The organism is Kitasatospora sp. NPDC001660 (assembly GCF_053596725.1).
In genome coordinates this window covers 32995-56329 of the sequence record NZ_JBSFGU010000007.1, presented here as the reverse complement: position 1 = coordinate 56329, position 23335 = coordinate 32995, and the positions used below count along the sequence as shown (strand labels likewise).

Below are 23335 nucleotides of genomic sequence, written 5' to 3'. Positions count from 1 at the left end.
CACGACCGGCCCGAGCCGTGGGAAGGAGTGCGCCACCGGCCCCCGGTGCTCCTACTCCGTCAGTGCGGCCATCGTCTCCTCGACGAACACCACCTCGTACCCGAAGCCGCAGGCCGCGGGCGCCGTCGACTCGACGCCCAGGTTGGTCTCGATGCCGGTCAGCACGACGGTCCGCACGCCCGAGCGACCTCCCCCGACTCCCGCGCGTTTTCCCCCGCCTCCCGCGCGATCTCGGCGCGGAACCCCTCGATCATGACGCGCAGCCCGTACTCGAAGTCGGCGTCGTGGTCGGCCATCCGCAGGACGTCGGCGGCCTCGCGCAGGAGCGGCAGGTCGCGCAGGGCCTCGTCCGGGTAGAGCGGCGTGTCACGGTCCTCGGCGTCCTGCCGCCAGGCCTGCTCCTCGGTGACCCAGCCCATGATGTACCGGTCGACGGCGAGCAGCAGTCGCAGCGCCGTGCGCGGCCGCAGCCCGGCCCGGCAGAGGGCGCTCAACTGTGCCTCGACGGCCGGGAGTTCGTCCTCGCTGGGCAAGGTGCCGGCGTGCACGCGCGCGCCGTCGCGGTGGGCGAGCAGCGCGCGGCGCTTGGCGCGGGCGTCGGCGGCGATCCAGTCCGGCCAGTGTGCCGGGTCGGGCGTGCGGTCGGCCGGCAGGGCCTCGGCGAGCATGGCCTCGGCCATCAGGTCGAGCAGTTCCCGCTTGTTCTTGAAGTGCCAGTACAACGCCGGTGACTGGACGCCGAGTTCGCGCGCCAGGCGGCGGGTGGTGAGCCCGTCGATGCCGACCTCGTCGAGCAGCCGCAGCGCGGTGCGCACCACCTCGTCGCGTTGCAGCGCCATGCCGACCGCCTTCCGAACCGTTATTCGCTTGCCCACGCACTTTATCGCCGATAAGGTCCGGAGCTGAATTTATCAGCGATAAGGACAGCAGCGACCTACGAATCCGAGGCCCCTCCATGCCCACCCCGCCCTGGCTCAACACCGCGCCCTGGCGCTCCTCCCGGGACTTCCGCCTGACCTGGACCTCCGGCACGGTCACCCTGTTCGGCTCGGTCTTCACCATGACGGCGGTCCCGCTCCAGATCGCCGACCTCACCGCCTCACCACTCGCCGTCGGGGCCGTCGGGGCGGTCGAGCTCGCGCCGACCATCGCGTTCGGCCTGTACGGCGGCGTGCTCGCCGACCGCGCCGACCGCCGCACCGTCGCCCTCGTCACCGAGATCGCGCTCGCCGCCCTGAGCGCGCTCCTCCTGGCCAACGCGCTCCTCGGCACACCCGCACTGTGGCCGCTGTACGCGGCGGCCGGGCTGGCCGCGGCGCTCCAGGGGCTCCAGCAGCCCTCGCTGGAGGCGATGATCCCGCGCCTCGTCCCGCACGATCAGCTGGTCGCGGCCGGTGCACTGCTCTCGCTGCGCTGGAGCGTCGCCGGGCTGGCCGGCCCGGCCGCCGCCGGCCTGGTGATCGCGACGGCCGGCGTCCCGATGGCGTACCTGATCGACGTCGCCACCTTCCTGGTCTCGATCGCGCTGCTCACCGCGGTCCGCCCGGTGCCGTCCGAGCGGGACGCCGAGGCGCCGCAGTGGCGCGAGTTCACCGAGGGCGCCCGGTACGCGGCCCGCCGGCCCGACCTGCTCGGCACCTACCTGGCCGACCTCGCGGCCACCGTCTTCGCCCTGCCCACCGCGCTCTTCCCGTTCCTCGCCCGGGAGTTGGACGCCACGTGGGCGCTCGGCCTGCTCTACTCGGCCTCGGCGGCCGGCAGCCTGATCGCCGCCGCCACCGGCGGCTGGACGGAACGCGTGCACCGGCACGGCCGCCTCGTGCTGCTCTCCGCCGCGCTGGTCGGCATCGCGATGGTCGGCGCCGCCGCCGTGCCGAGCCTGTGGACCGTCCTCCTGTGCCTCGCCGCCGCGGGCGCCGCGAACTGGACCGGCGACACCTTCCGCAGCGCCATCTGGAACCAGTCCATTCCGGACGAACTCCGTGGCCGGGCCGCTGGGCTGGAGCTGCTCATCGGCTCCGCCGGGCCCGCCCTCGGCGACCTGCGCGCCGGCGGACTCGCCGCCCGCCAGGGCATCCGGGCCGCACTGCGCACCGGCGGCCTCCTCTGCCTGACCAGCACCGCGGCGCTCTCGGCCGCCCTGCCCGCCCTCTGGCGCTACGACCAGCGCACCGACCAGCACGTCCAGGCCGTCCGCGCGGCCGCGCAGATCGCCACACCCGAAACCACCTCGTGACCCCACCGTCGCTCCGGCGGAGGCGCCGCCGCGTACCGGGCGGGCAGTTCACGCGGGCTACGCCGTGGCCGGCGGGGTGGTGACGGCGGCGCAGCGGACCGTCTCGTGGGCGTGCGTGCTCCCGTCGGCCCTCGTGTTCGTGCTGGTCGTCGGCGTGCCCTGGTACCGGACGCGGCGGGTTCGCCGGATGGCGGCGGGCAAGGGCGAGTCCCGGTGGTCGTCGGCGGATCACGTACGGCGGCGCCCAGGTGCCGTGCCGCGCAGCCGGGCCGCGAACGCGTCGCGGAGGTCCGCGGTCGTCGGCGGGTGGCGGACCAAACCGATCCGTCGTGCAAACGGGATCCCCACAAACCAATTGACGTGAATACGCCGCTCCCGCCGTACAACCATTGACCGCCTCCCCACCCGACGGTTGGCTCACCCCGAGCCGGCCGCCGGGGAGTTGATCGCGGCCCGCCGATCCCAGGGGAGGGACCACGATGAACCGAGCACGCCCGACGCTCCACGTCCTGCGCGCCACCTGCACGCTGGCCGCGGCGGCACTGGCCGTCGCGGCGGCCGCGCCCGCGCACGCCGACGCGCCGGCCGGCGTCACCGAACGGGTGACGGTCAGCGCCCCGGGCTCCCAGCCCAACGGCGCCTCGAACGCCCAGGGCCTGAGCGCGGACGGCCGCTTCGCCGTCTTCACCTCCAACGCCTCCAACCTCCTGCCCGGCAGCGGCAACGGCCGGACCAAGGTCTTCGTCCGCGACCTGTGGACGGGCCGGGTCGAGCGGGAGGACGTCAGCACCACCGGGGCCGACGCCGACCTCGACTCCTTCGAGGCCACCATCAGCGGCAACGGCCGCTTCGTGGCGTTCACGTCCTACGCGACGAACCTGGCGCCCGGCGCCGGCCGCGCCATCCCGGACGTCTACGTCCACGACCGCCTGACCGGCAGGACCGAGCCGGTCGCCCCCGCCGACGACCCGGCGAAGCCCCAGACGGGCCACTCCTCCGGCAGTCCGTCGATCAGCTGGGACGGCCGGTACGTCGCCTTCCAGTCCGACCGCACGGACCTCGCCCCCGCCGGGGTCACCCCGCACGGCGGCACCATCTACGTCACCGACCGCTGGACCTGGAAGACCCGCCTGGTCAGCCTCGGCGCGGACGGCGCCGCGGCCAACGGCTCCTCCGCCTCGCCGGTGATCAGCGCCGACGGCGGCACCGTCGGCTTCGTCTCCAAGGCGACCAACCTCATCGCCCGGGAAAACCCCGGTGCTCTCGCCCCGGACGCCTTCGGCGACCGGAACCCCACCGCCGACGAGGACCTCGCGCGCCCCGCGCTCCGGCCCGGCGACCAGCCCAGGATCCTCAAGCCCCACAGCTACCCCTTCTACGTCCGCACCCTCGACGACGAGGAGACCCGCCTCGCCAGCCCGGACGGCAAGGGCGGCTGGCTCGGCGCGGAGAGCCCGAACCTCAGCCCCGACGGGCGGTTCGCGATCTTCTCCACCCCCGTCTTCCACGGCCCCGGCCCGTGGGACCGCCACTTCGAGGTGCACGTCCGCGACCTGGAGGAGGGCACCGAGCGCTCCGTCACCGTCGGCCTGCCGGGCACGACGACCCGCCACGACTCGTTCGAGGGCCGGATGAGCGCGGACGACCGCTGGGTCTACTTCAGCTCGACGGCCGACAACCTCGTGCCCGGGGACACCAACAACGCGTCCGACGTCTTCCGGTTCGACCTGTGGAACAACCGCACCGAGCGGGTCAGCGTGGCCACCGACGGCTCGCAGACCCCCGGGGAGTCGACCTCCCCGTACATCGACGCCCTCGGCACCACCGTGCTGTTCACCTCGGGGGACGGCACGCTCGTCCCCGGCGATTCCAACAAGCTCTCCGACGTGTTCGTCCACAAGTACGGCTTCTGACACACCGCTGACACCGCCGACGCGCCGCCTCGCCCGCAGCCGGGCCTGCCGCGCCGTCAACCGCGCAGCAGGTCCGCTCTGTTCACGTCAAGCGAATAGTTTCGGCGATTCCGTTGACTGACACTTTGTCAACAGTTCACTGTTCAAGGTCTACCCGCATAGATCGCATGGTGGTGACATGGACACACTGCCCGGTGAAGGAAGCCGGGCCCACGTCAGGAAGCTCCCCACATGCTTCGTTCCCACCGCCTCGCCCCCGCCGTGGCCGCCGCCGTCCTCACCGTCGGCGCCCTCGCCGCCGGCGGCACCGCGCACGCCGCCGCCCCCACCCCGCACCACGCCGCCGCGCCCCTCGACCAGACCTGCTCGCAGGCCTACCTCCCGCTGCCCGACCCGGCCTGCACCCCGGGCGCCACCAACCCGGACGTCACCCAGGACACCATCGACGACACCATCTGCGTCCCGGGCTACAGCACCTCGATCCGCCCGCCGTCCAGCTACACCACGAAGCTGAAGATCCAGCAGATCGCCGAGTACGGCTACTCCGACACCAACACGTCGGACTACGAGGAGGACCACTTCATCCCCCTCTCCCTCGGCGGTCACCCGACCGACCCGCGCAACCTGTGGCCCGAGCCGCAGTACACGGTCGGCCCCAACAGCCAGACCTCGCGCGACAAGGACACCGTCGAGTACAAGCTCTACAAGGCCGTCTGCAACCACCAGGTGGACCTCGTCCCCGCCCAGCAGGCGATTGCCACGGACTGGACCACCGCCCTGTCCGTGCTCGGCCTGAGCTGACCGCCCGTGAGAGGGGGGCGCGGCGGCACCACGGCCGCGCACCCCTCTCGGCAGGCACGCCCCACCACGCCTCCCCTCCCACCACGCCCCCTCCCACTACACGCGCTCCCCCACCGCGCACCCCGACTCACAGCGTCAACGACCGCGCCGACGCCCGGATCGGCGCCGGGAGATCGGTGAAGCCCCGCAAGTACCGGTCCACCGCCGCGGCCGCCGCCCGTCCCTCCGCCACCGCCCACACGATCAGCGACTGCCCGCGCCCGGCGTCGCCCGCGACGAACACGCCGTCCGCACCCGTCGCGAAGCCGTCGTCCCGGGTCAGCGCGCCGTCCGGGCCGGTGGCGAGCCCGAGTTGGGGGATCAGCTCCTGGTCCGGCTCCGGCCCGGCGAAGCCCAGCGCGAGCAGCGCCAGCTCCGCGGGCAGGCTCCGCTCGGTGCCCGGCCGCGGACTGCGGTCCGGCGGCTCGGCCTCGGCGAAGCGCACGGCCGCGAGCCGCCCGTCCGGCCCCGCCTCGAAGCCCACCGTCGCTGCCGCGAACACCCGCGGCCCGGCCGCGGCCGCGCCCGCCTCCTCGTGCGAGGTCGTCTCCCGGTACACCTTCGGGTGCACCGGCCACGGCTGCCCCGGCGCCCGGCGCTCGGGCGGGCGCGGGTTGATGTCGAGCTGCGTGACGGACGCGGCCCGCTGGCGCAGCGCCGTGCCGAGGCAGTCCGCCGCGGTGTCCCCGCCGCCGACGATCACCACGTGCCGGGCCTCGGCGGACACCGGCGAGACCGGGTGGTCTCCCTCGTCCACCCGGTTCGCCCAGGTCAGGTACGCGATCGCCTGGTGCACGCCGGCCAGATCGCGGCCCGGCAGCGGCAGCTCGCGGCAGGCCGTGGCGCCCACCGCGACCACCAGCGCGTCACACCCGGCCCGCAGTTCCCCCGCCGGGACGTCCAGGCCGACGCGCACACCGCAGCGGAAGCGGGTGCCCTCCTCCCGCATCTGGTCGAGCCGCCGGTCCAGCCGGTGCTTCTCCAGCCGGAACGGCGGGATGCCGTAGCGCAGCAGCCCGCCGGGGCGGTCGGCCCGCTCGTACACCGTCGTGGTGTGCCCGGCGCGGGTCAGCTGCTGGGCGGCCGCCAGCCCCGCCGGGCCCGAGCCGACCACGGCCACCCGCCGTCCGCTCGGCCGCTCCGGCGGGCGGGGCTGGTCCCAGCCGCGTTCCCACGCGCGGTCGGCGAGCGCCAGCTCGACGTTCTTGATCGTCACGGCCGCGCCGTCGATCGCGAGCACGCACGCGCTCTCGCAGGGCGCAGGGCAGAGCCGGCCGGTGAACTCGGGGAAGTTGTTCGTCGCGAGCAGCCGCGCGGCCGCCGCCCGCCAGTCGCCGTCAGCCACCAGCCGGTTCCACTCGGGCACGAGGTTCCCGAGCGGGCACGCGCTGTGGCAGAACGGGAGGCCGCAGTCCATGCACCGGCCGGCCTGCCCGCCGACCAGCGGGAGCAGGTCCCCCGGCCGGTACACCTCGTGCCAGTCCCCCGTCCGCTCGCGCGCGTCCCGCCGCGCCCGCTCCGCGCGCGGGGTGGTGAAGAAGGCCATCCGGTCTGCCACAACGGCCTCCGGCAGGGCGTGCCGTGCAGGGACGTCCGGAGGCGCGGCCGACGCGCCGCCGTGTGGCCACCGTACGCCCGCGAAGGACGGGGCGCGAGGGCGGCCGGGACGGTGGCCGAGAGGGGGTGGCCGGATCTACGGGCGCCGGGTGAACTCCATGATCCAGTTCGTCACCCAGGTCGCGCTCCCGTCCGCCGAGAAGGCCTGCTCCCGGCGCACCGAGTCCGCCGTCGCGCCCGACCACACGAACCGCGCCCGCACCGGCGTGCCGTCGTACGCGTCGTCCCCGAAGAACACCCCGCGCCCGTCCGTCCAGTGCCCGGTGACCGGCGGGAACAGCGTGCCCGTACGGGTGCTGGACCAGTACAGCGACCACTCGTCGCGCGCCGGGTCGTACAGCCGCAGGGCGAGCCCGGAGAAGCCCTTGGTGGGGAACTCGATCTCGTCGAAGTTCGCGTTGCCGCCGAAGTGCCGCGACCCCCGGGTCACGCCCGGGAACTCCTCCCACCAGCTCTGCGGGTCGAGGAAGTCGGCGCGGCAATGGTTGGCCACGTCCCATTCGCCCGCGAGGAGGTCGAAGGCGGTTCGCCCGGTGTTGTTCTCAAGTCCCATGCCTGGACGCTAAGGCCGGTCCCCTGACATCGTGTGTCATTGAAGTTCGAAGAGTCCCCGTGAAGGCCGGCCGCCTGCTGTCGATCCTGCTCCTGCTCCAGACCAACGGCCGGATGACCGCCCAGCGGCTCGCGAAGGAGCTGGAGGTCTCGGTGCTCGCGGAGGACGACGACATCCCGCTCCTGCCACAGGTCGCCGACGCGGTGTGGCGCGGCCGGGCGCTGCGGGTGCGCTACCGCCGCTGGAAGGAGCAGACCGACGTCGGCCGTCGGCCACCCGCACCCTCGCCGACCGCTACGCGGGCCCCTGACCCCTGAGCGGAACCACCGCCCCCGCCTGGAACCGCCGTGCACACGCCAGGGAGAATCCCACGCATGAATCACACCGTGCTGATCGCCGAGGACGACCGAGCCATCCGCGACTCCCTCACCCGCGCCCTGCAGCTGGAGGGCTACCGCGTGCGCACCGCCGCGGACGGCGCCCAGACGCTGGCCGCCCTCGACGAACAGCGCCCGGACGTCCTGATCCTCGACGTGATGATGCCCGCCCCGGACGGCCTGGAGGTCTGCCGCCGGCTGCGCGCCACGGGCGACCGCACGCCCGTCCTCATGCTCACCGCCCGCGTCGAGGTCCCGGACCGGATCGCCGGGCTCGACGCCGGCGCGGACGACTACCTGGTCAAGCCCTTCGACGTCGGCGAGCTGTTCGCCCGCCTGCGCGCCCTGCTGCGCCGCAACCCGCCCGGGCCCGGCGAGGACGTCCTGGCCGTCGCCGACCTGCGGGTCGAACCCGGCGCCCGGCGGGCCTGGCGGGCCGGCGAGGAGTTGGAGCTGTCCCGCACCGAGTTCGACCTGCTGGAGCTGCTGACCCGCCACGCCGGCTCGGTGCTCGACCAGGCCACCGTCTACGAGCGGATCTGGGGCTACGACTTCGGGCCGGGCTCCAAGAACCTCGCGGTGTTCATCGGCTACCTGCGCCGCAAGCTCGACCGCCCCGGCCTGGCGCCGCTGATCCACACCGTCCGCGGCGTCGGCTACACGCTGCGCGCCTCGTGACCCGCCCGCGCCGGTTCCGCGCGGGCCGGCTCCGGCCGCGCCCGGGGCTGCGCACCACCCTGTCGCTGGCGTTCGCCGTGATGGCCGTCCTGGTGGCGGTGCTGATCGGCGCCCTCGGCTACCACGCCGCCGCCCGGCTGATCCGCGACGACGAGAAGGCCGACTTCACCACCGCCGTCCAGTCCGTGGGCAGCCAGGTCCAGCGGCAGACGTTGTTCCCGGGCGACTTCAACGGGCCGAGCGGCCTGAGCGAGCAGCTGCTGCGCCCGATCCGGGTCACCGCCCAGGCGCTCGACGCCACCGGCGCCGTCCTCCCGGGCACCGCCCACGTCGACCTCCCGAGCGTGCCGGACGACCAGGAGCTCGCCCGCACCCACGTCCCCGCGCGGACGGTGGAGGGCGTGCGCCGCCTCCACGGCGAGACCTACCGGGTCGGCGTGGTCTCGCTCGGCGGCGGCCGGGGCGCGGTCCAGGTCGTGCAGGAGACCGGCGACGTCGAGGACCTGCTGTTCTCCCTGCGCAACCAGATGGTGGCCGTGGTGGCCGCCGTCGCACTGTTCGCGGGCGCGGCCGGCTGGCTGGTCGCCCGCCGGATCACCGGGCGGCTGGTGCGCCTCACCGACGTCGCCGAACTGGTCGCCGACAGCGGCCGGTTGGACGTCCCGGTGCCGGCCGCCGGGAACGACGAGGTCGGCCGGCTCGGCCGCGCCTTCGACCGGATGCTCGGCCGGCTCGCCACGGCCAAGGAGAACCAGCGCCGGCTCGTCCAGGACGCCGGGCACGAGCTGCGCACGCCGCTCACCAGTCTGCGCACCAATCTCGCGGTGCTCCCCAGCGTGGACCGCCTGCCGCCCGCCGAACGCACCGCGCTGCTGGACGACCTGGCCGAGGAGGCCAAGGAGTTGACCCTGCTGGTGGAGGAGCTGGTGGCGCTCGCCGCCGAGCAGAAGGCGGACGAGGAGCCGGTCGACGTGGCGCTGGCCGACGTGGTCCGCGAGGCCGCCGCCCAGGTCCGGCGGCGGACGGGCCGCGATATCACCGTGGACGCCGACGCCACCGTGGTCACCGCCCGCCCCGACGCGCTCGCCCGCGCGGTGGGCAACCTGCTCGACAACGCGGCCAAGTTCGACCCGGCCGGGGCCGCCCCGATCGACGTCGTCGTGCACGGGCCCCGGGTCGAGGTGCGCGACCGCGGTCCCGGCATCGACCCGGCCGACCTGGAGCGCGTCTTCGACCGCTTCTACCGGGCCACCGCCGCGCGCAGCCTGCCCGGTTCGGGGCTCGGCCTGGCCATCGTCCACGAGGTCGCCACCTCGCACGGCGGCACCGCGTTCGCCGTCAACCGCGACGGCGGCGGCGCCGTCATCGGCTTCACCCTCGGCGACTGACAACGGTGCCGGCCCACGGTGCGAGGAGCACCGGGGGCCGGCCCGAGAGCAACGTCACACGGCGGCGAACAGCCCCCGGCCGAGCCAGTCGGCGTTGTCCTTCACGCCCGGCAGGACGAAGAAGTACCCGCCGCCGGTCGGCGAGATGTAGTCCACCAGCGGCTCGCCGACGAGCCGGGTCTGGGTGGCCTCGAACTGCCGCACCACGTCCTGCTGGTAGCAGCAGAAGACGAGGCCCATGTCCAGGTTGCCGGCCTTGTCGATCCCGCGGTCGTAGTTGAAACCGCGGCGCAGGATGCGCGAGTTGTCGGTGTCCGAGGTGCGCGGGTTGGCCAGGCGGATGTGCGCGGTGAGCGGGATCGCCTTGCCGTCCGGGTCCTTGGCGTAGTCCGGGGCGTCGTTCTCCTGGTGGCCGTCGAGCGGGGCGCCGGTGTCGCGGCGGCGGCCGAACATCTTCTCCTGCTCGCTGAGGGTGACGCGGTCCCAGAACTCGATCAGCATCCGGATGATCCGGATCACCTGGTAGCTGCCGCCGGTCGCCCACGCGGGCTCGCCCATGCCGTCGGTGACCCACACCAGCCGGTCCATCTCGCGGGCGGAGTTGGTGTCCGGGTTGACGATGCCGTCCTTGAAGCCGAGCAGGTTGCGCTGGGCGCCGTCGGGGCGGGACTGGTTCTGGAAGCCGTCGATCCGCCAGAGGATCTGCATCGCGCCGCGGGTGTGCCGGGTGATGTCGCGCAGGGCGTGCAGGACGGTGTCCTGGCGGTCGGCGCATATCTGCAGCGAGAGGTCGCCGTGGAGCTCGGCGGCCTGCAGGTTGTCGTTGGGGAAGGTCTTCATCGGCGCGAGCTTGACGGGCTTCGCCTTGGCCAGCCCGTAGCGGTCGTCGAAGAGCGAGGCGCCGACGCCGACCGTCACGGTGAGGTTGTCGGTGGCCACGACCGGCCCGAGGATGCCGCTGTCGGAGGGCGGCGCGCCGACGCCGAGGTCCGGCGGGGTGCCGCCGCCGGTGAGGAAGCGGATCCGGTCGGTCAGGGTCCTGAACAGGTCCTCCAGGGCCTTGCGGTCCTGGGCGATCACCTGGCACGAGACGAATGCCGCGTAGCCGGGCGCGGGGGTGGTGACACCGGCCTGGTGCGCGCCGTGGAAGGGCACGACACCGTTCGAGGCCTGGTGGCCGTCCCCGGCGGCGGCCGGCTCGGTGGAGAGCGTGAACGCCGCACCGGTGCCGGCCAGGACGGCGGCCCCCGCGCCCGCGCCGAGCGCGGCCCGCACGAAGCTGCGGCGGGCCGGGCCGGCCGGGCAGCCGCCCTGCTCGGCCGCCTCGACGGCGGCAGCGGCGTGCGGGAACGGGCAGGAGCCGGTGGCTGCGGTGTGGTCGGTCATCAGGCGGCCTTCCGGATCTCGAGCAGGGCGGGGATGGGGGACAGGTCTTCGAGCAGCTGGCCGGTGGCGCCGTCGAGCCGGCGGCGGGTGTCGGCGGGCAGCTTGTCGAGCGGGGTCCAGCCGTCGGCCGTGCGGGCGGTGGCGACGAGGTCGCCGATGCGCTTCATCCCGGCGTTGACCTTGGCGAGGACCTGCGGGTCGCGGTCGTCGAGCAGCGGCTGGAGGAGCGTCAGCAGCTCCTGGGTGCCTGCCAGGTTGGCCTGGGTGGTGGCCAGGTTCGTGCCGCTGCCCATGTCGGTGTCGCCGGTCAGCTCGAACTGGAGGGTGTTCTCCAATATCTCGTGGGCGCGCAGCGGCAGGTCGCCCGGGTCGAAGTCCTGGCCGGGGAAGTCGTGCACGAGCGTGGCGACGTCCCGGGCGAGGCCGTCGGCGACGGACGTCAGGTCGGCGGCCGACTGGTCGTGCCAGAGGCCGTACTCCAGGCGCAGGAAGCCGGTGAACTCCGGGTCCTGGGTCTTGCCGACGAGCCCGTCGGCGCGCCCGTCGATCTTGCTGTCGAGGTCGCCGAAGGTGCCGTAGGCGGCGCCGAGCGAGGCGTACTGGAGGTGCGCGGTGAGCCAGTCGGCCCTGGCGGTGGCGAGGTCGCCCGCGTGGACGTCGGCCTGGATCTTCTGGGTCTGCGTCATGAGGGTCGCGAGGCCCTTGTCGACGTAGTCCTTGTACGCGGCGAGCGGGCCCTGGAGGTCGTCCGCGGAGACCGGCTTGACGGCCTTGACCTCGGTGCCGCCGGTGACGTGCACGGTGGACGAGGTGACGGACTTGCCGCCGGTGGGCACGCAGCGCCAGGCGTAGTCGCCGGTGCCGATGGTGGCGGTCAGGGCGCGGGTGGTGCCGGGCGCGAGGCCCTCGATCTCGCCGTAGACGGCGCCGCTGCCCGGGTTGACCAGGTACACCTCGGAGACCTTGTCGCCGGTGTTGTGCATCTGGAAGACCTGCTGGCCGGGCAGCGGGGCGGTGAAGCCCTTGCCGCACTCCTGCTCGGAGACGGCGACGGTGGAGGCACTGTCCTTCTTGCCGTCGCTGACCGCGATGACGGCGCCGGCGACGACGGCCGGGACGGCGACCAGCGCGGCCGGGAGCACCCAGCGCGGACGGCCGGAGGCGGCGGGTTCGCGGGCCTTCTCCGCCGACGTCTCCGCCGACATCTCCGCCGGCTGCTCCGTCTTCTCCGCCGACGTCTCCGTCACCGGCGCGGCCTTGCCGCCGCGGACGCCCTGGACGAACAGCGTCATGACGATGCACAGGTAGGCGACGTAGCAGAGGACCTGGAGGACCGTCATGGTGACGGTCAGGTTGAGCGTGCCCTGGACGAGCGTGGCGTACCAGGACTGCGCGTCCAGGTGCCCGCTCAGGTCGAAGGCGTACGAGGTGGAGCCGCCGACCAGCCCGGACTCCTGGAGGTCGCGCAGCCCGTAGCCGAGCACGCCCGCGGCGATCACGATCAGGCCGGCGCCGGTGATGGTGAAGAACCGGGTGAGGTTCATCTTGAGCGCGCGCCGGTACAGGCCCCAGCACAGGGCCGCCGCGAGCACCAGGCCGACGGCCGCGCCGATCAGCGGGCCGGTGGACTCGCCGGCGGTGCGCACGTTGGTCCACAGGAACAGGGAGGTCTCCAGGCCCTCGCGGGCGACCGCGAGGAAGCTGGTGAGCACGAGCGCGCCGGCGCCCATCGCGAGCGAGGCCTCGACCTTGGACTTGATCTCGGCCGAGAGGGTGCGCGCGGAACGGCGCATCCAGAAGACCATCGCCGTGACGAAGCCGACCGCGATCAGGCTCAGGATCCCGCCGAACGCCTCCTGGGCGTGGCCGGACAGGTTCGCCGCGGTGAAGGTGAGCACCGCACCGAAGCTGAGACTGACGGCGACGGCGGCCGCGACGCCCGTCCACACCTGGGGCAGGCGCCCCTTGCGCTCGAACCGGACCAGGGTGGCGACCAGGATCGACACGATCAGGCCGGCCTCCAGGCCCTCGCGTAGCCCGATCAGAAAGCTGGGAAACGCTTCATCCCACATGCAGCGGGCTCCTCCCCCGGTCACCCCGGGTCATACCTGTCCTCGGGAGTCCCACCGCGGTGACGGGGGGACGGCACAGCCGAACGCCCCGGACTGGTCTGGTCCAGGGCGCCTCTGCTTAGCTTAGGCAAACCTTAGAGGCGCAGGGAGCCACTGAACCCGCCGTCAAGGTAAGGGTTTGGTATGAAACCAGCCTTCCGTCTCGCCATTCGACCCGGTCTTCGGCGCGCCGCCTTCGCGCCGGCCACCCGCCGGGCTCAGCCCCACCACTGCTCGGGGACGGTCTCCGGCTCGGCCGGGACGGCGGCGGACTCCGGGACGGGCACTACGGAGAGGTCGCCCCCCTCCGCCTCCGCCACCTCGTGGCCGGCCTCCCGCAGCACGACCGCCGCCGCCCCGAGGACGGCCGCGCGCACCTCTTCGGACGAATCGCCGCCCGGCGGCCAGCCGACCACGACCCCCTCCGGGCCGCGGCCGATCCACAGTCGGGACGGCCCGGCGGTGTCGAATCCGGCACGGGCGAGGGTCGCGGTCACATCAGCGAGGAGTTCACGGTGATCCACCATTGGCGCAGCGTAGGCCCGGGGTCGCGCCACCCTGGGCCGCGGCGCGCGCCGAAACGGTTCGGCGGCACCCGACCGCAGCACCGGGCGCCTCCCGGACGGCCGATCGCAGGCCCCGGGACCCCCGTCCGGCCCGACACGAGCGGCCGAACGGGCCGATGGACGTGCACAGTCGGCCCCCTGCCGACAGCATGACAGAGTAAGCGGTCCATCACCCTGAGCAACGGGGCCAGCGGTCACCTGCACCGCGGGCCGGCCTCCCCGGCGGTCCCGTATCGAGAGGTCCCATGATCACATCACTCCGCCGGCCGGCGTTCTCGCCGGCGGGTTTCCAGCACGGCACGCCGAGGACGCCGGGGAGCCCGTCGTGAGAACCGACCAGCAGTCGCAGCCGGGACCGGTGACCACCAGTACGCGCGCCCAGCCCGAGAACAAGGCCGAGGCCCTCGCCGACTGGGCCGACGGCCGCCTCGGCATCTACTCCCTGGCGAAGGCCAACCTGCGCAAGATCTTCCCGGACCACTGGTCCTTCATGCTGGGCGAGATCGCGCTCTACACCTTCCTCATCATCATCCTGACCGGCGTCTGGCTGACCCTGTTCTTCGTCCCGAGCATGGGCGAGGTCGTCTACAACGGCTCGTACGTCCCGCTCAAGGGCATCCAGATGTCGGAGGCCTACCGCTCCACGGTCGACATCAGCTTCGACGTCCGTGGCGGCCTGCTGATCCGCCAGATCCACCACTGGTCGGCGATCGTCTTCATCGCGGCGATGCTCACGCACATGATGCGCGTCTTCTTCACCGGGGCGTTCCGCAAGCCGCGCGAGATCAACTGGATCTTCGGCGCGCTGCTGCTCTTCCTCGGCATGTTCGACGGCTTCATGGGCTACTCCCTGCCGGACGACCTGCTGTCCGGCACCGGCATCCGCTTCATGGAGGGCGCGGTGCTGGCCGTGCCGATCGTCGGCACGTACCTGCAGTTCTTCATCTTCGGCGGGCAGTTCCCGGGCATGATCATCATTCCGCGCCTGTTCACGGTGCACGTCCTGCTGATCCCGGGAATCATGGTCGGCCTGCTCGCGGCGCACCTGATCCTGGTCTTCTACCACAAGCACACCCACTTCGCCGGGCCCGGCCGGACCAACGACAACGTGGTCGGCATGCCGCTGATGCCGGTGTACATGGCCAAGGCCGGCGGGTTCTTCTTCCTGGTGTTCGGCGTGATCGCGTTCATGTCGGCGATCGCGACGGTCAACCCGATCTGGGCGTACGGCCCGTACCGGCCCGACCAGGTGTCCACGGACGCCCAGCCGGACTGGTACATGGGCTTCTCCGAGGGCCTGATCCGCGTCATGCCGGGCTGGGAGATCAGCGTCTGGGGCGGCCACACCCTGAACCTCGGGGTGTTCATCCCGCTGATGGTCTTCCCGTGCGTCCTGCTGGTCATCTGGTGCTACCCGTTCCTGGAGGCCTGGGTCACCGGGGACCGCGGCGAGCACCACATCGCCGACCGGGCGCGCAACGCGCCGGTGCGCACGGCCTTCGGCGCGGCCTGGATCAGCCTCTACCTGATCCTGCTGGCCGGCGGCGGCAACGACCTGCTCGCCACCCACTTCCACCTGTCGATCAACGCGATCACCTACGCGGTGCGCACCGGCTTCTTCGCGCTGCCGGTGGTCGTCTTCGTGATCACCAAGCGCTGGTGCCTGGGCCTCCAGCGCCGCGACAAGGAGAAGGTGCTGCACGGCCGCGAGACGGGCGTCATCAAGCGGCTCCAGCACGGCGAGTACATCGAGGTGCACGCGCCGCTGCCGCAGGGCCGGCTGTACACCCTGACCGCGCACGACCAGCCGGAGCCGGTCGTGCTGGAGCCCGAGGTGGACGAGAACGGCGTGGCCCGCAGGGCCGGGCTGTTCACCCGCGCCCGGGCGAAGCTGTCCCGCGGCTTCTACGGCGACGGCAGCCAGATCGCCAAGCCGACCGCGGAGGAGCACCAGGAGGCGCACACGCACCAGGAGATCGGCAGCGGCCACCACTGATCCCCCGCACGCGCCGAGGGCCCGTCGCAGCTTCTGCGACGGGCCCTCGGCATTTCGGGCGTCAGCCCCGCAGGATCGTGGGCACGGCGGCGAGGAGCGCGGCCGCCAGGGTCACGGACAGGCAGAGGGCGGCCCAGCGGGTGCAGATCCGCCGGCACTCGCTGCGATAGCGCGCGGCGAGGCGGTGGCAGCGCTCGACGGCGCGGTCCACGACCTCCTCGGCGTAGCGGAGCCGGTCGGCGGCGTAGGCCTGCTCCAGGCTCTCCCGCTCCGTGGCCGGCAGCCAGGTGAACTGGGCGGCGAAGGCGCGCGCGTCCCGTTCGGCCGCCGCGACCTCGGCCTCCCACGCCAGGAATCCCTCCAGCCGGGCGATCTCCACCCGGGTGTTCACCTTCTGCTGTGGGGTCCGCGCCTTCGGCGGACGCTGTCTGCCACCCATGGACCGCTCCTTCGTCCCGTCGCCCCGTGCATTCGCAGTGAAATCACGCAACTACTATCAGTGACCACCCGGGGGTGCGGGGCGACTCGCCGAGCCCTCGGGCGTCGAATGACGCCCACGGTGGCCGGACACACTCCGCGCACAGGCGTGTACCATCGGCAAGCATTGTGACGGTGCACCCCGGGTCGGCCGGGGCACGAGTCAGGAGGTCGGCCATGCCCGATGCCGGTCGGTTCAGCGAGGCGGGCGAGCAGGGCGAGCGAGCGGTGATGGAGGCCGCCGCCGTCCTGGAGCGCGAGCTGGCGGCCGGGCTGACGGACGCCAAGGCGGCCGGTGCGCGCCTCGCCGACGAACACCGCGTCGACCATGAGGAGTTCGGCAGACTGGTGCGCCGGGTGTCGGAGAACACCCACGAGCTGATCGACGCCGTCAGCGCTCGGGTGCTCGGCGACACCGCCGGCGACGCCGCCGAGCACACCCGGAGGATCGCCGCGAGCGCGCACGACATCGTCGACCTCCTGGTCAGCCTCGGCAGTCTCGCACCCGGCCTCGCCAACCAGGGTCTGAGCACCGCCTTCGGGCCGCAGCGCACCGGTGCCGGGGAGCCCGACGCCCGGCCCGAGGAGTGACACCGCCCCGGCCCACCGGCGGCGCCGAACTGGTCGAACGAGTCCTGGCGCGCTACCGCGAGCGCACCGTGGCCGCGCTGCTGCGGCACATCCCCGAGCGGACCCCGCCCTACCTGTACGAGCTGGCCGCCGACTACCCGGCCCGCCCCTGCAAGGGCCTGCGCGCGGCGCTCTGCCTCGCCACCTGCGCGGCCTTCGGCGGCGACCCGGCCCGCGCGCTCAACCCGGCCGTCACCGTCGAGCTGTTCCACAACGCCTTCCTGATCCACGACGACATCCAGGACGGCAGCGAGCTGCGCCGCGGCGAACCGACCCTCCCGGCCGCGTACGGCGTCGAGGTCGCGCTCAACGTCGGCAACGCCACCCACCTGCTCGGCCTCCAGCGGCTGATGGCCAACCGGCGGGAGCTGGGCGGCGAGCTGGCCTGGCGGCTGTTCGAGGAGACCGAGCTCATGTGCCGCCAGTCACTCGAGGGACAGGCGCTGGAGATCGCCTGGATCCGCGACAACGCGTGCGCCCTCGCCCCCGGCGACTACTACCGGCTGTGCCTCAAGAAGACGTCCTGGTATACCTTCCTCTACCCGTGCCGCACCGGTCTGCTGGTCGCCGGGGGTGCCGCGACGGAGGCCTGCCGGCTGGACCGGTTCGGCTGGTACCTGGGCGCGGCCTACCAGATCCAGGACGACGTGCTGAACCTGGCCGGGGCGCAGGAGGTGTACGGCAAGGAGATCGCCGGGGACCTCTGGGAGGGCAAGCGCACGCTGATGCTGATCCACCTCCTGGAGCGCTGCACCGCCACCGAACGCGACCGGATCGAGCGGTACTTGAGCCGCACCAGGTCCCAGCGCGGCCCGGAGGCCGCCGAGGACGTGCGGTGGCTGCTCGACCGGCTCGCGGCGTACGGGTGCGTGGAGAGCGCGCGGCAGGCGGCGGCCGGGCTGGTCGCGGCGGCGGAGCGGGAGATCGACGGGGTGCTCGGCGCGGCGGCGGCCCAGGGGGGCCAAGAGGCGGACGAGGCGCGGGAGTTCCTTCTCGCACTGCCCGGATTCGTGGTCGGGCGCGGCCGCTGACACCCGGCGGCGCCCGGGAGCGGCCGGCCACCGGACTGCGCCGGTTCGCCGACGCGGCCGGCACTGCCCGCGGACGGCTTCGAGGTCCGGGCGTGGCGTCCGGCCACGCTTCCGGGCCGTGGCCGCCGTCGAGAAGGCCCGGCAGCGACCTTCACACAAACTTGCGCGCCGCGCACTATTGCGCGTCACGCACTTTTCCCGCAGAGTGGCCGTCATGACGACGGACCGGCCCGGATTGCGGGAGCAGAAGAAGGCCGCGACGCGGGACGCCCTGAGCTGGGCGGCGTTGCGGCTGGCGGTGGAGCACGGCCTGGAGAACGTCCGGGTGGAGGACATCGCGGCCGCGGCCGGGGTGTCACCGCGGACGTACAACAACTACTTCTCCAGCAAGGCCGAGGCGATCATGTCCCGGCACACCGACCGCATCCACCGGATCGCCGATGCCCTGCGCACACGACCGGCCGACGAGCCGCTGTGGGAGGCGCTGACGCAATCCGTCCTGGCCCCGTTCGAGGGTGCGGTGGAGCAGCCGGCGCCGCGGTGGACGAGCGGGGTCCAGCTGCTGCTGCAAGAGCCCGCGTTCCGGGGCGAGTTGGCGCGGGCCAGCACGAGGACGGAGGCCGTTCTCACGGCGGCGGTGGCGGCCCGGACCGGCACCGACCCCGGCCGGGACCTCTATCCGAGGCTGGTCGCCGCCGCCCTGCTGTCCGCGCTCAACGCCGCCACCGACCAGTGGATCCAGGCCGAACCGACGGTCCCGCTGCGGCCGTTGCTGCTGGAGTCGCTGCGCCTGCTGGCCGCCGGGCTGCCCGACCCGTCGTCATCCACGTGAACCGACCTTCACCCAGGGGGAATTGCATTGACGACCGACATCGTGATCGCCGGCGCCGGCCCGAACGGCCTGATGCTGGCCTGCGAACTGGCTCTGGCCGGGATCCGGCCGGTGGTGCTGGACCGCCTGCCCGAGCCGGCCCGTGAACCGAAGGCCAACGGGCTGGTCGGCCAGGTGATCCGCCTGCTCGACCACCGCGGCCTGTACGAGCGCCTCGGCGGCGCACCGGGCGCGCCGGCCCCCGTGCCCGCCTTCGTCTTCGGCGCCTTCCCGCTGCCCCTGCACCGGCTCGACGAGAACCCGCTGCACGCCTTCCCCGTGCCCCAGCACCGGATCGAGGAGGTCCTCGGCGCCAGGGCCCGCGAGCTCGGCATCAACATCCGACGCGAGCGCGAGGTGCGCGGATTCACCCAGGACGGCGACGGGGTCACCGTCGAGGTGCACGGGCCGGACGGCGTCGAGCGGTTGCGCACCCGCTACCTGGTCGGCGCCGACGGCGGGCGCAGCACCGTCCGCAAGCTCGCCGGGATCGGCTTCCCCGGGGTGACCTCGCCCGATCCGGTCTCGCGCGTCGCGCACGTGCTGCTGCCCGACGACGTCCGGGTCGACGACGCGGGCGAGTACCTGCTGCCGGGCTGTCCGACGCCGTTCCGTCCGTTCACCCACACCCGCACCGAGCACGGCGTGTTCGTCGTCTCCCCGATGGGCCCGGGCCACCATCTCGTCGCGACCCAGGAGTGGGGCGCCGATCCGGTCGACGAGTCCGAGCCGATGACCTTCGAAGAACTGCGCGCGAGCGTCCGCCGGGTGACCGGCGCGGACGTGGCGCTCGCCCCGGCCCGCACGCCGGGCGGGCACGTCCTGCGCCGCCAGGCCGGCCACAACACCCGCCTCGCGGAGCGCTACCGGCAGGGCCGTGTCCTGCTGGTCGGCGACGCGGCGCACGTGCACGCCGCCACCGGCGGGCCCGGCCTCAACCTCGGCCTCCAGGACGCGGTCAACCTCGGCTGGAAGCTGGCCGCCGAACTCCACGGCTGGGCCCCGCCCGGCCTGCTGGACAGCTACGAGCGCGAGCGGCGCCCGATCGGCGAGCGGGTCTTCATGCACTCGCAGGCCCAGATGGCCCTGATGTCCCCGGGTCCGGCCGTCACCGCCCTGCGCGCCCTGTTCGGCGAGCTGCTGTCGTACGAGGACAACCTCGCCCGGATCGCCGCGCTCATGGCGGGCAGCGACATCCGCTACGCGACCGACTGCCCCCATCCGCTCGCCGGCCGCTTCGCCCCGGAGCTCGCGCTGACCACCACCACCGGCCCCACCCGGCTGGCCGAGGCGGCGCGCAGCGCCCGCCCGCTCCTCCTGCTCCTCGACCGCTCCGACCACGCCGATCCCACGGCCGGCTGGAAGGACCGGGTCGACGTCCTCGAAGCCTCCGCCCCGGAGCCCCCGGCCGGCGCCCTGCTGATGCGCCCCGACGGCTACATCGCCTGGGCCGCAGCCCCCGGCGAGCCCGACCCCGACGGACTGGAACGCGCCCTGCACGCGTGGTTCGGCGAACCGGGGGCCGGCCGCGCCTGAGCCGGGGCCCGGGTGGCGAACGCGCCCGGCACCAGGGCGAGTTCGCCACCCGGACCGGCGGCTCACCGCACTCGGCCACACCCTGCAGCGATCCTTCAGAGGTGACGGCGGGTCGACTATCGTCGTCGCGGGCAACGCTCCACGAGGGCGCGTTTCACGGGAAGTGCGGGGTAGCTGTGCGAATCGGAATCATCGGCACGGGCACGGTCGGCCAGACGCTCGCGAGCGGACTCGTCGGGCTCGGCCACGAGGTGACGCTGGGCTCGCGGACCAAGGACAACGAGAAGGCGCTGGCCTGGGCCGCGGAGGCGGGCCCGAACGGGCACTGCGGCACCTTCGCCGACGCGGCGGCCTTCGGCGAGGTGGTGTTCAACGCCACCGGCGGCACCGTCGCGGTGGCGGCGCTGCGGGCGGCGGGGGCCGAGCGGCTGGCCGGCAAGCTGCTGATCGACGTGTCGAACCCGCTGGTGTTCTCCCCCGAAGGCGAGATCACCCTCGACCCGGTGAACACCGACAGTGCCGGCGAGCGGATCCAGCGCGAGTTCCCCGAGGCCCGGGTGGTCAAGGCGCTCAACACGCTGAACGTCGCCGTGATGGTCGACCCGGCCCGGCTGCCGGGCGAGCACAACCTGTTCGTCTCCGGGAACGACGACGCCGCCAAGGCCGAAACCATCGCGCTGCTGGGCGAGTTCGGCTGGCCGGCGGAGTGGATCATCGACCTCGGGGACATCACGGGCGCCCGCGCGACCGAAATGATGATGCCGTTCTGGCTGCGGCTCTACCGGCACTTCGGCACCGGCGAGTTCAACTACTCGTTCAAGCGCAACGCGTAGCCGCGGCGCGGGCGAACCCGGGGGCCGGTCCCCGGGGCGGTCCCGGGGCGCGGAGCGGACGGGGGACAATGGACCGCATGTCCCGACGTCGCCCCGCTCCCCGAGCCGCCGCCTCCGCGCCCCGGCTGCTGCCCTCCTCCCCCTGCCCGTGCGGCCTGCCCGCCGCCTACGGCGACTGCTGCGGCCGCCTGCACCGCGGCGTGGCGGCGGCCACCACGGCCGAGGCGCTGATGCGATCCCGGTTCAGCGCCTTCGTCGCGCAGGACGAGGCGTACCTGCTGCGCACCTGGCACCCGGACACCCGGCCGGACTCGGTGGACTTCGACCCGGCGCTGCGCTGGACCCGGCTGGAGGTGGACGCCACCGGCGAGGGCGGCGCGTTCCACGCGGAGGGCACCGTCGCGTTCCGCGCGTACTGGACCGAGGGCCGCGAGGAGGGGGTGCTCACCGAGCACAGCCGGTTCGTCCGGCACCAGGGCGCCTGGGTGTACCTCGACGCCCTCTCGCTCGGCTGAGCCCCGGCCCCGACCGGAGGCCTGCCCGGGGACCTACAGGTAGTCGTCCAGCCGCGCGAGGGCGAAGCCCTGCGCCGTGACCTCGGTCAGGACCTTCCGGAGCAGGTCCGGCATCGTGGCCTTCCAGTCACCGGTGCCCCGGAAGTGGGTGAGGATGATGTCGCCCGGGTGGAGCTTCTGGTCGTCGTAGCGCCACTCCATGTGGTCGGGGAAGGCCTCCTCGTTCCACATCGGCACCGCCTGGACCCCGCAGGACCCGGCCGCGCGCAGCGTGTCGTCGTTGTACTCCCCGTACGGCGGGCGGAACAGCCGGGGGCGGACGCCGATCTGCTGCTCCAGCTGGTCCTGCTGGCCGCAGATCTCGGAGCGCTGGGTCTCGTAGTCGTGGATCTTCAGGTTGCGGTGGTTGATGGTGTGGTTGTTGATCTCCACGCCCTGGGCGTGGAGGTCGCGGAAGTAGCCGTAGTTGTCGCGGGCCAGGTAGTCGGAGACGAAGGCGCTGAGCGGGATCCCGAGCTCGGCGGCCATCCGGTTGAACGCGGGGTCCTTCTCGGCGCCGTCGTCGACGGTCAGGAAGACCACCTTGTCGTCGGTGGGGACGCGGAAGACCACCGGCGGGCGACCGTCCTTGACCTTCACGCCCGTCATCGCCCGCAGCGCGGGCCTGGCGGCCGGGCGCGGCGGCGCCTTGAGCGGCGGCTCCGCCAGGCCCCAGCGATGAGCGGTCTCGAACGCCGCGCGGGCGGCGGTCTCCTGGCGGGCGACGGCCTCGCTGCTCCTCTCCTCCTCCTGGCGGGCGAGGCCCGGCAGCATCGGCGGCGCGGCCGGCGGACGGACCTTCGTGCGGTCGACGGTGGGCGCTTCGGCGGCCCCGGCCGCGGCTGCCTGGGCGGGCGCTGCGGCGCTCGCGGTGGTGGTGGCGGGTGCGGCCTTCGGAGCGGCGGGTCCGGACGGGCCGGCGCAGCCCGCGACGACGGCGGAGAGGCAGACGGTGGCCAGCAGGCCGGGCCGCAGGCCCCTCCGCGCCGGGTGACTCCCCCTCAAACTCCCATTAATGCGACGATCTGATGGTGCGTTCATAGCGGCACTGCTCCCCCGAAGTGCGCCCCCGCCAATCCCTCCATCACCCGCACGGCAGAACGACCCGCCGGGGACCTTGCCCAAGCTTTGCCCCGCGCAGGCCGGCCGGACGGCCCCGAAAACCCTTTGCCGCCCGGTCGTCCACCCGCCATCATGCGGGCATGACAACCGGCACCACCGCGCACACCTCAGGCCTCTGGACGGTCGCCCCCGCCGATGTGACCAGTGACGACGCGCTGGCGCTGCTGCGCGAGTACTACTACGACGTCGCCAACCGGTACGGCCGCCTGCACTTCGGCCAGGACTTCACCACCGAGGTGCTGGAGGCCGGCCTGGCCGAGACCCCCAGCGACGACCTCGCCGAGCCCACCGGCCTGTTCCTGATCGGCCGCTACGCCGGCGTCGCCCAGTCCTGCGCCGGCCTGCGCCGCCTCGACGCCACCACCGTCGAGCTCACCCGCGTCTACGTCCGCCCCGCCCTGCGCGGCACCGGCGGCGGCGCCCGCCTGCTCGCCGCCGTCGACTCCGCCGCCCGTGCCCTCGGCGCCGAGCGCATCGCCCTCGACACCCGCCTGGACCTCGTCGAGGCCCGCGCCCTCTACACCCGCCACGGCTACCGCGAGATCCCCGCCTACAGCAGCGGCCCGTACGCCGAGGTCTGGTACGGCAAGGACCTCACCGAGTCGGCACAGTAAGGAAGT

23 protein-coding genes are annotated in these 23335 nt (G+C 73.4%); 14 read left to right on the top strand and 9 right to left on the bottom strand.

Features of this window, described 5'->3' with window-relative positions; translation table 11 throughout:
• Positions 1-51: 51 nt before the first annotated feature.
• Together ACWCXH_RS10335 and ACWCXH_RS10330 are read right to left on the bottom strand one after the other, a co-directional pair.
• Entirely contained in the window at positions 52-177 is a 126-nt protein-coding gene (locus ACWCXH_RS10335; protein WP_449800958.1) for an isochorismatase family protein, read from the bottom strand.
• A complete protein-coding gene (locus tag ACWCXH_RS10330) occupies positions 159-839 on the bottom strand; it encodes a TetR/AcrR family transcriptional regulator C-terminal domain-containing protein (RefSeq protein ID WP_449800957.1) in 681 nt (226 codons plus the stop codon). The genes ACWCXH_RS10335 and ACWCXH_RS10330 overlap by 19 nt, the downstream gene beginning before the upstream one ends.
• A 116-nt stretch (positions 840-955) precedes the next feature.
• On the opposite strand from ACWCXH_RS10330, the gene ACWCXH_RS10325 reads away from it, so the two are divergent.
• The 3 genes from ACWCXH_RS10325 (at position 956) to ACWCXH_RS10315 (ending at position 4950) form a co-directional block, all read left to right on the top strand.
• Entirely contained in the window at positions 956-2236 is a 1281-nt protein-coding gene (locus tag ACWCXH_RS10325) for an MFS transporter (RefSeq protein WP_449800956.1), read from the top strand.
• Between the two features lie 479 nt (positions 2237-2715).
• Positions 2716-4149, top strand: coding sequence for a hypothetical protein (locus ACWCXH_RS10320; RefSeq protein WP_449800955.1), 1434 nt, complete (start codon positions 2716-2718; stop codon positions 4147-4149).
• A 231-nt stretch (positions 4150-4380) separates the two neighbouring features.
• Positions 4381-4950 carry a hypothetical protein gene (locus ACWCXH_RS10315; RefSeq protein ID WP_449800954.1) on the top strand — a complete coding sequence of 190 codons (570 nt, stop codon included), beginning with the start codon at positions 4381-4383 and terminating at the stop codon, positions 4948-4950.
• Positions 4951-5077: 127 nt separating this feature from the next.
• On the opposite strand, the gene ACWCXH_RS10310 is transcribed toward ACWCXH_RS10315, so the two are convergent.
• Positions 5078-6547 (bottom strand): glutamate synthase subunit beta, encoded by a 1470-nt coding sequence (locus tag ACWCXH_RS10310; protein WP_449800953.1) that lies wholly within the window; start codon positions 6545-6547, stop codon positions 5078-5080.
• 135 nt (positions 6548-6682) lie between these two features.
• Positions 6683-7159, bottom strand: coding sequence for a hypothetical protein (locus ACWCXH_RS10305; protein ID WP_449800952.1), 477 nt, complete (start codon positions 7157-7159; stop codon positions 6683-6685).
• Between the two features lie 59 nt (positions 7160-7218).
• Between ACWCXH_RS10305 and ACWCXH_RS10300 the strand changes: the two genes are divergently transcribed.
• The 3 genes from ACWCXH_RS10300 to ACWCXH_RS10290 are packed head-to-tail and all read left to right on the top strand — an operon-like array spanning position 7219 to position 9602.
• Positions 7219-7476: a hypothetical protein gene (locus tag ACWCXH_RS10300; RefSeq protein ID WP_449800951.1), complete on the top strand. Its 258-nt coding sequence runs from the start codon at positions 7219-7221 to the stop codon at positions 7474-7476.
• Positions 7477-7533: 57 nt separating this feature from the next.
• Positions 7534-8214: a response regulator transcription factor gene (locus tag ACWCXH_RS10295; RefSeq protein ID WP_449800950.1), complete on the top strand. Its 681-nt coding sequence runs from the start codon at positions 7534-7536 to the stop codon at positions 8212-8214.
• Positions 8211-9602 (top strand): HAMP domain-containing sensor histidine kinase, encoded by a 1392-nt coding sequence (locus ACWCXH_RS10290; protein WP_449800949.1) that lies wholly within the window; start codon positions 8211-8213, stop codon positions 9600-9602. The genes ACWCXH_RS10295 and ACWCXH_RS10290 overlap by 4 nt, the downstream gene beginning before the upstream one ends.
• A 54-nt stretch (positions 9603-9656) precedes the next feature.
• On the opposite strand, the gene efeB is transcribed toward ACWCXH_RS10290, so the two are convergent.
• The 3 genes from efeB to ACWCXH_RS10275 form a co-directional block, all read right to left on the bottom strand.
• Complete coding sequence (gene efeB, locus ACWCXH_RS10285) at positions 9657-10988, bottom strand: iron uptake transporter deferrochelatase/peroxidase subunit (RefSeq protein ID WP_449800948.1); 1332 nt, start codon at positions 10986-10988, stop codon at positions 9657-9659.
• Positions 10988-13060 carry an iron uptake transporter permease EfeU gene (efeU, locus tag ACWCXH_RS10280; protein ID WP_449800947.1) on the bottom strand — a complete coding sequence of 691 codons (2073 nt, stop codon included), beginning with the start codon at positions 13058-13060 and terminating at the stop codon, positions 10988-10990. The genes efeB and efeU overlap by 1 nt, the downstream gene beginning before the upstream one ends.
• Before the next feature lie 257 nt (positions 13061-13317).
• Positions 13318-13626, bottom strand: coding sequence for a hypothetical protein (locus ACWCXH_RS10275; protein WP_449800946.1), 309 nt, complete (start codon positions 13624-13626; stop codon positions 13318-13320).
• 397 nt (positions 13627-14023) lie between these two features.
• Here ACWCXH_RS10275 and qcrB point away from each other — a divergent pair, with 397 nt between their 5' ends.
• Positions 14024-15661 (top strand): cytochrome bc1 complex cytochrome b subunit, encoded by a 1638-nt coding sequence (qcrB, locus tag ACWCXH_RS10270; protein WP_449801130.1) that lies wholly within the window; start codon positions 14024-14026, stop codon positions 15659-15661.
• 61 nt (positions 15662-15722) lie between these two features.
• Here qcrB and ACWCXH_RS10265 read toward each other — a convergent pair whose 3' ends face one another.
• Positions 15723-16100 carry a hypothetical protein gene (locus tag ACWCXH_RS10265; protein ID WP_449800945.1) on the bottom strand — a complete coding sequence of 126 codons (378 nt, stop codon included), beginning with the start codon at positions 16098-16100 and terminating at the stop codon, positions 15723-15725.
• Between the two features lie 215 nt (positions 16101-16315).
• On the opposite strand from ACWCXH_RS10265, the gene ACWCXH_RS10260 reads away from it, so the two are divergent.
• The 6 genes from ACWCXH_RS10260 to ACWCXH_RS10235 all read left to right on the top strand — a co-directional run bounded on the left by ACWCXH_RS10260 (position 16316) and on the right by ACWCXH_RS10235 (position 21554).
• Positions 16316-16729: a hypothetical protein gene (locus ACWCXH_RS10260; protein WP_449800944.1), complete on the top strand. Its 414-nt coding sequence runs from the start codon at positions 16316-16318 to the stop codon at positions 16727-16729.
• Positions 16726-17799, top strand: a complete 1074-nt coding sequence (locus ACWCXH_RS10255) for a polyprenyl synthetase family protein (protein WP_449800943.1) — start codon at positions 16726-16728, stop codon at positions 17797-17799. Before ACWCXH_RS10260 ends, ACWCXH_RS10255 begins: the two co-directional genes overlap by 4 nt.
• A gap of 214 nt (positions 17800-18013) precedes the next feature.
• Positions 18014-18631, top strand: a complete 618-nt coding sequence (locus ACWCXH_RS10250) for a TetR/AcrR family transcriptional regulator (RefSeq protein WP_449800942.1) — start codon at positions 18014-18016, stop codon at positions 18629-18631.
• A 27-nt stretch (positions 18632-18658) separates the two neighbouring features.
• Positions 18659-20206 carry an FAD-dependent monooxygenase gene (locus ACWCXH_RS10245; RefSeq protein WP_449800941.1) on the top strand — a complete coding sequence of 516 codons (1548 nt, stop codon included), beginning with the start codon at positions 18659-18661 and terminating at the stop codon, positions 20204-20206.
• Between the two features lie 176 nt (positions 20207-20382).
• Positions 20383-21039, top strand: coding sequence for an NADPH-dependent F420 reductase (locus ACWCXH_RS10240; protein ID WP_449800940.1), 657 nt, complete (start codon positions 20383-20385; stop codon positions 21037-21039).
• 77 nt (positions 21040-21116) lie between these two features.
• Positions 21117-21554 (top strand): YchJ family protein, encoded by a 438-nt coding sequence (locus ACWCXH_RS10235; protein ID WP_449800939.1) that lies wholly within the window; start codon positions 21117-21119, stop codon positions 21552-21554.
• A 33-nt stretch (positions 21555-21587) separates the two neighbouring features.
• Here the strand turns inward: ACWCXH_RS10235 and ACWCXH_RS10230 are convergent, their stop codons facing one another.
• Positions 21588-22598, bottom strand: a complete 1011-nt coding sequence (locus ACWCXH_RS10230) for a polysaccharide deacetylase family protein (RefSeq protein WP_449800938.1) — start codon at positions 22596-22598, stop codon at positions 21588-21590.
• A 197-nt stretch (positions 22599-22795) separates the two neighbouring features.
• Between ACWCXH_RS10230 and ACWCXH_RS10225 the strand changes: the two genes are divergently transcribed.
• Positions 22796-23329 (top strand): GNAT family N-acetyltransferase, encoded by a 534-nt coding sequence (locus ACWCXH_RS10225; RefSeq protein ID WP_449800937.1) that lies wholly within the window; start codon positions 22796-22798, stop codon positions 23327-23329.
• Positions 23330-23335 lie beyond the last annotated feature (6 nt).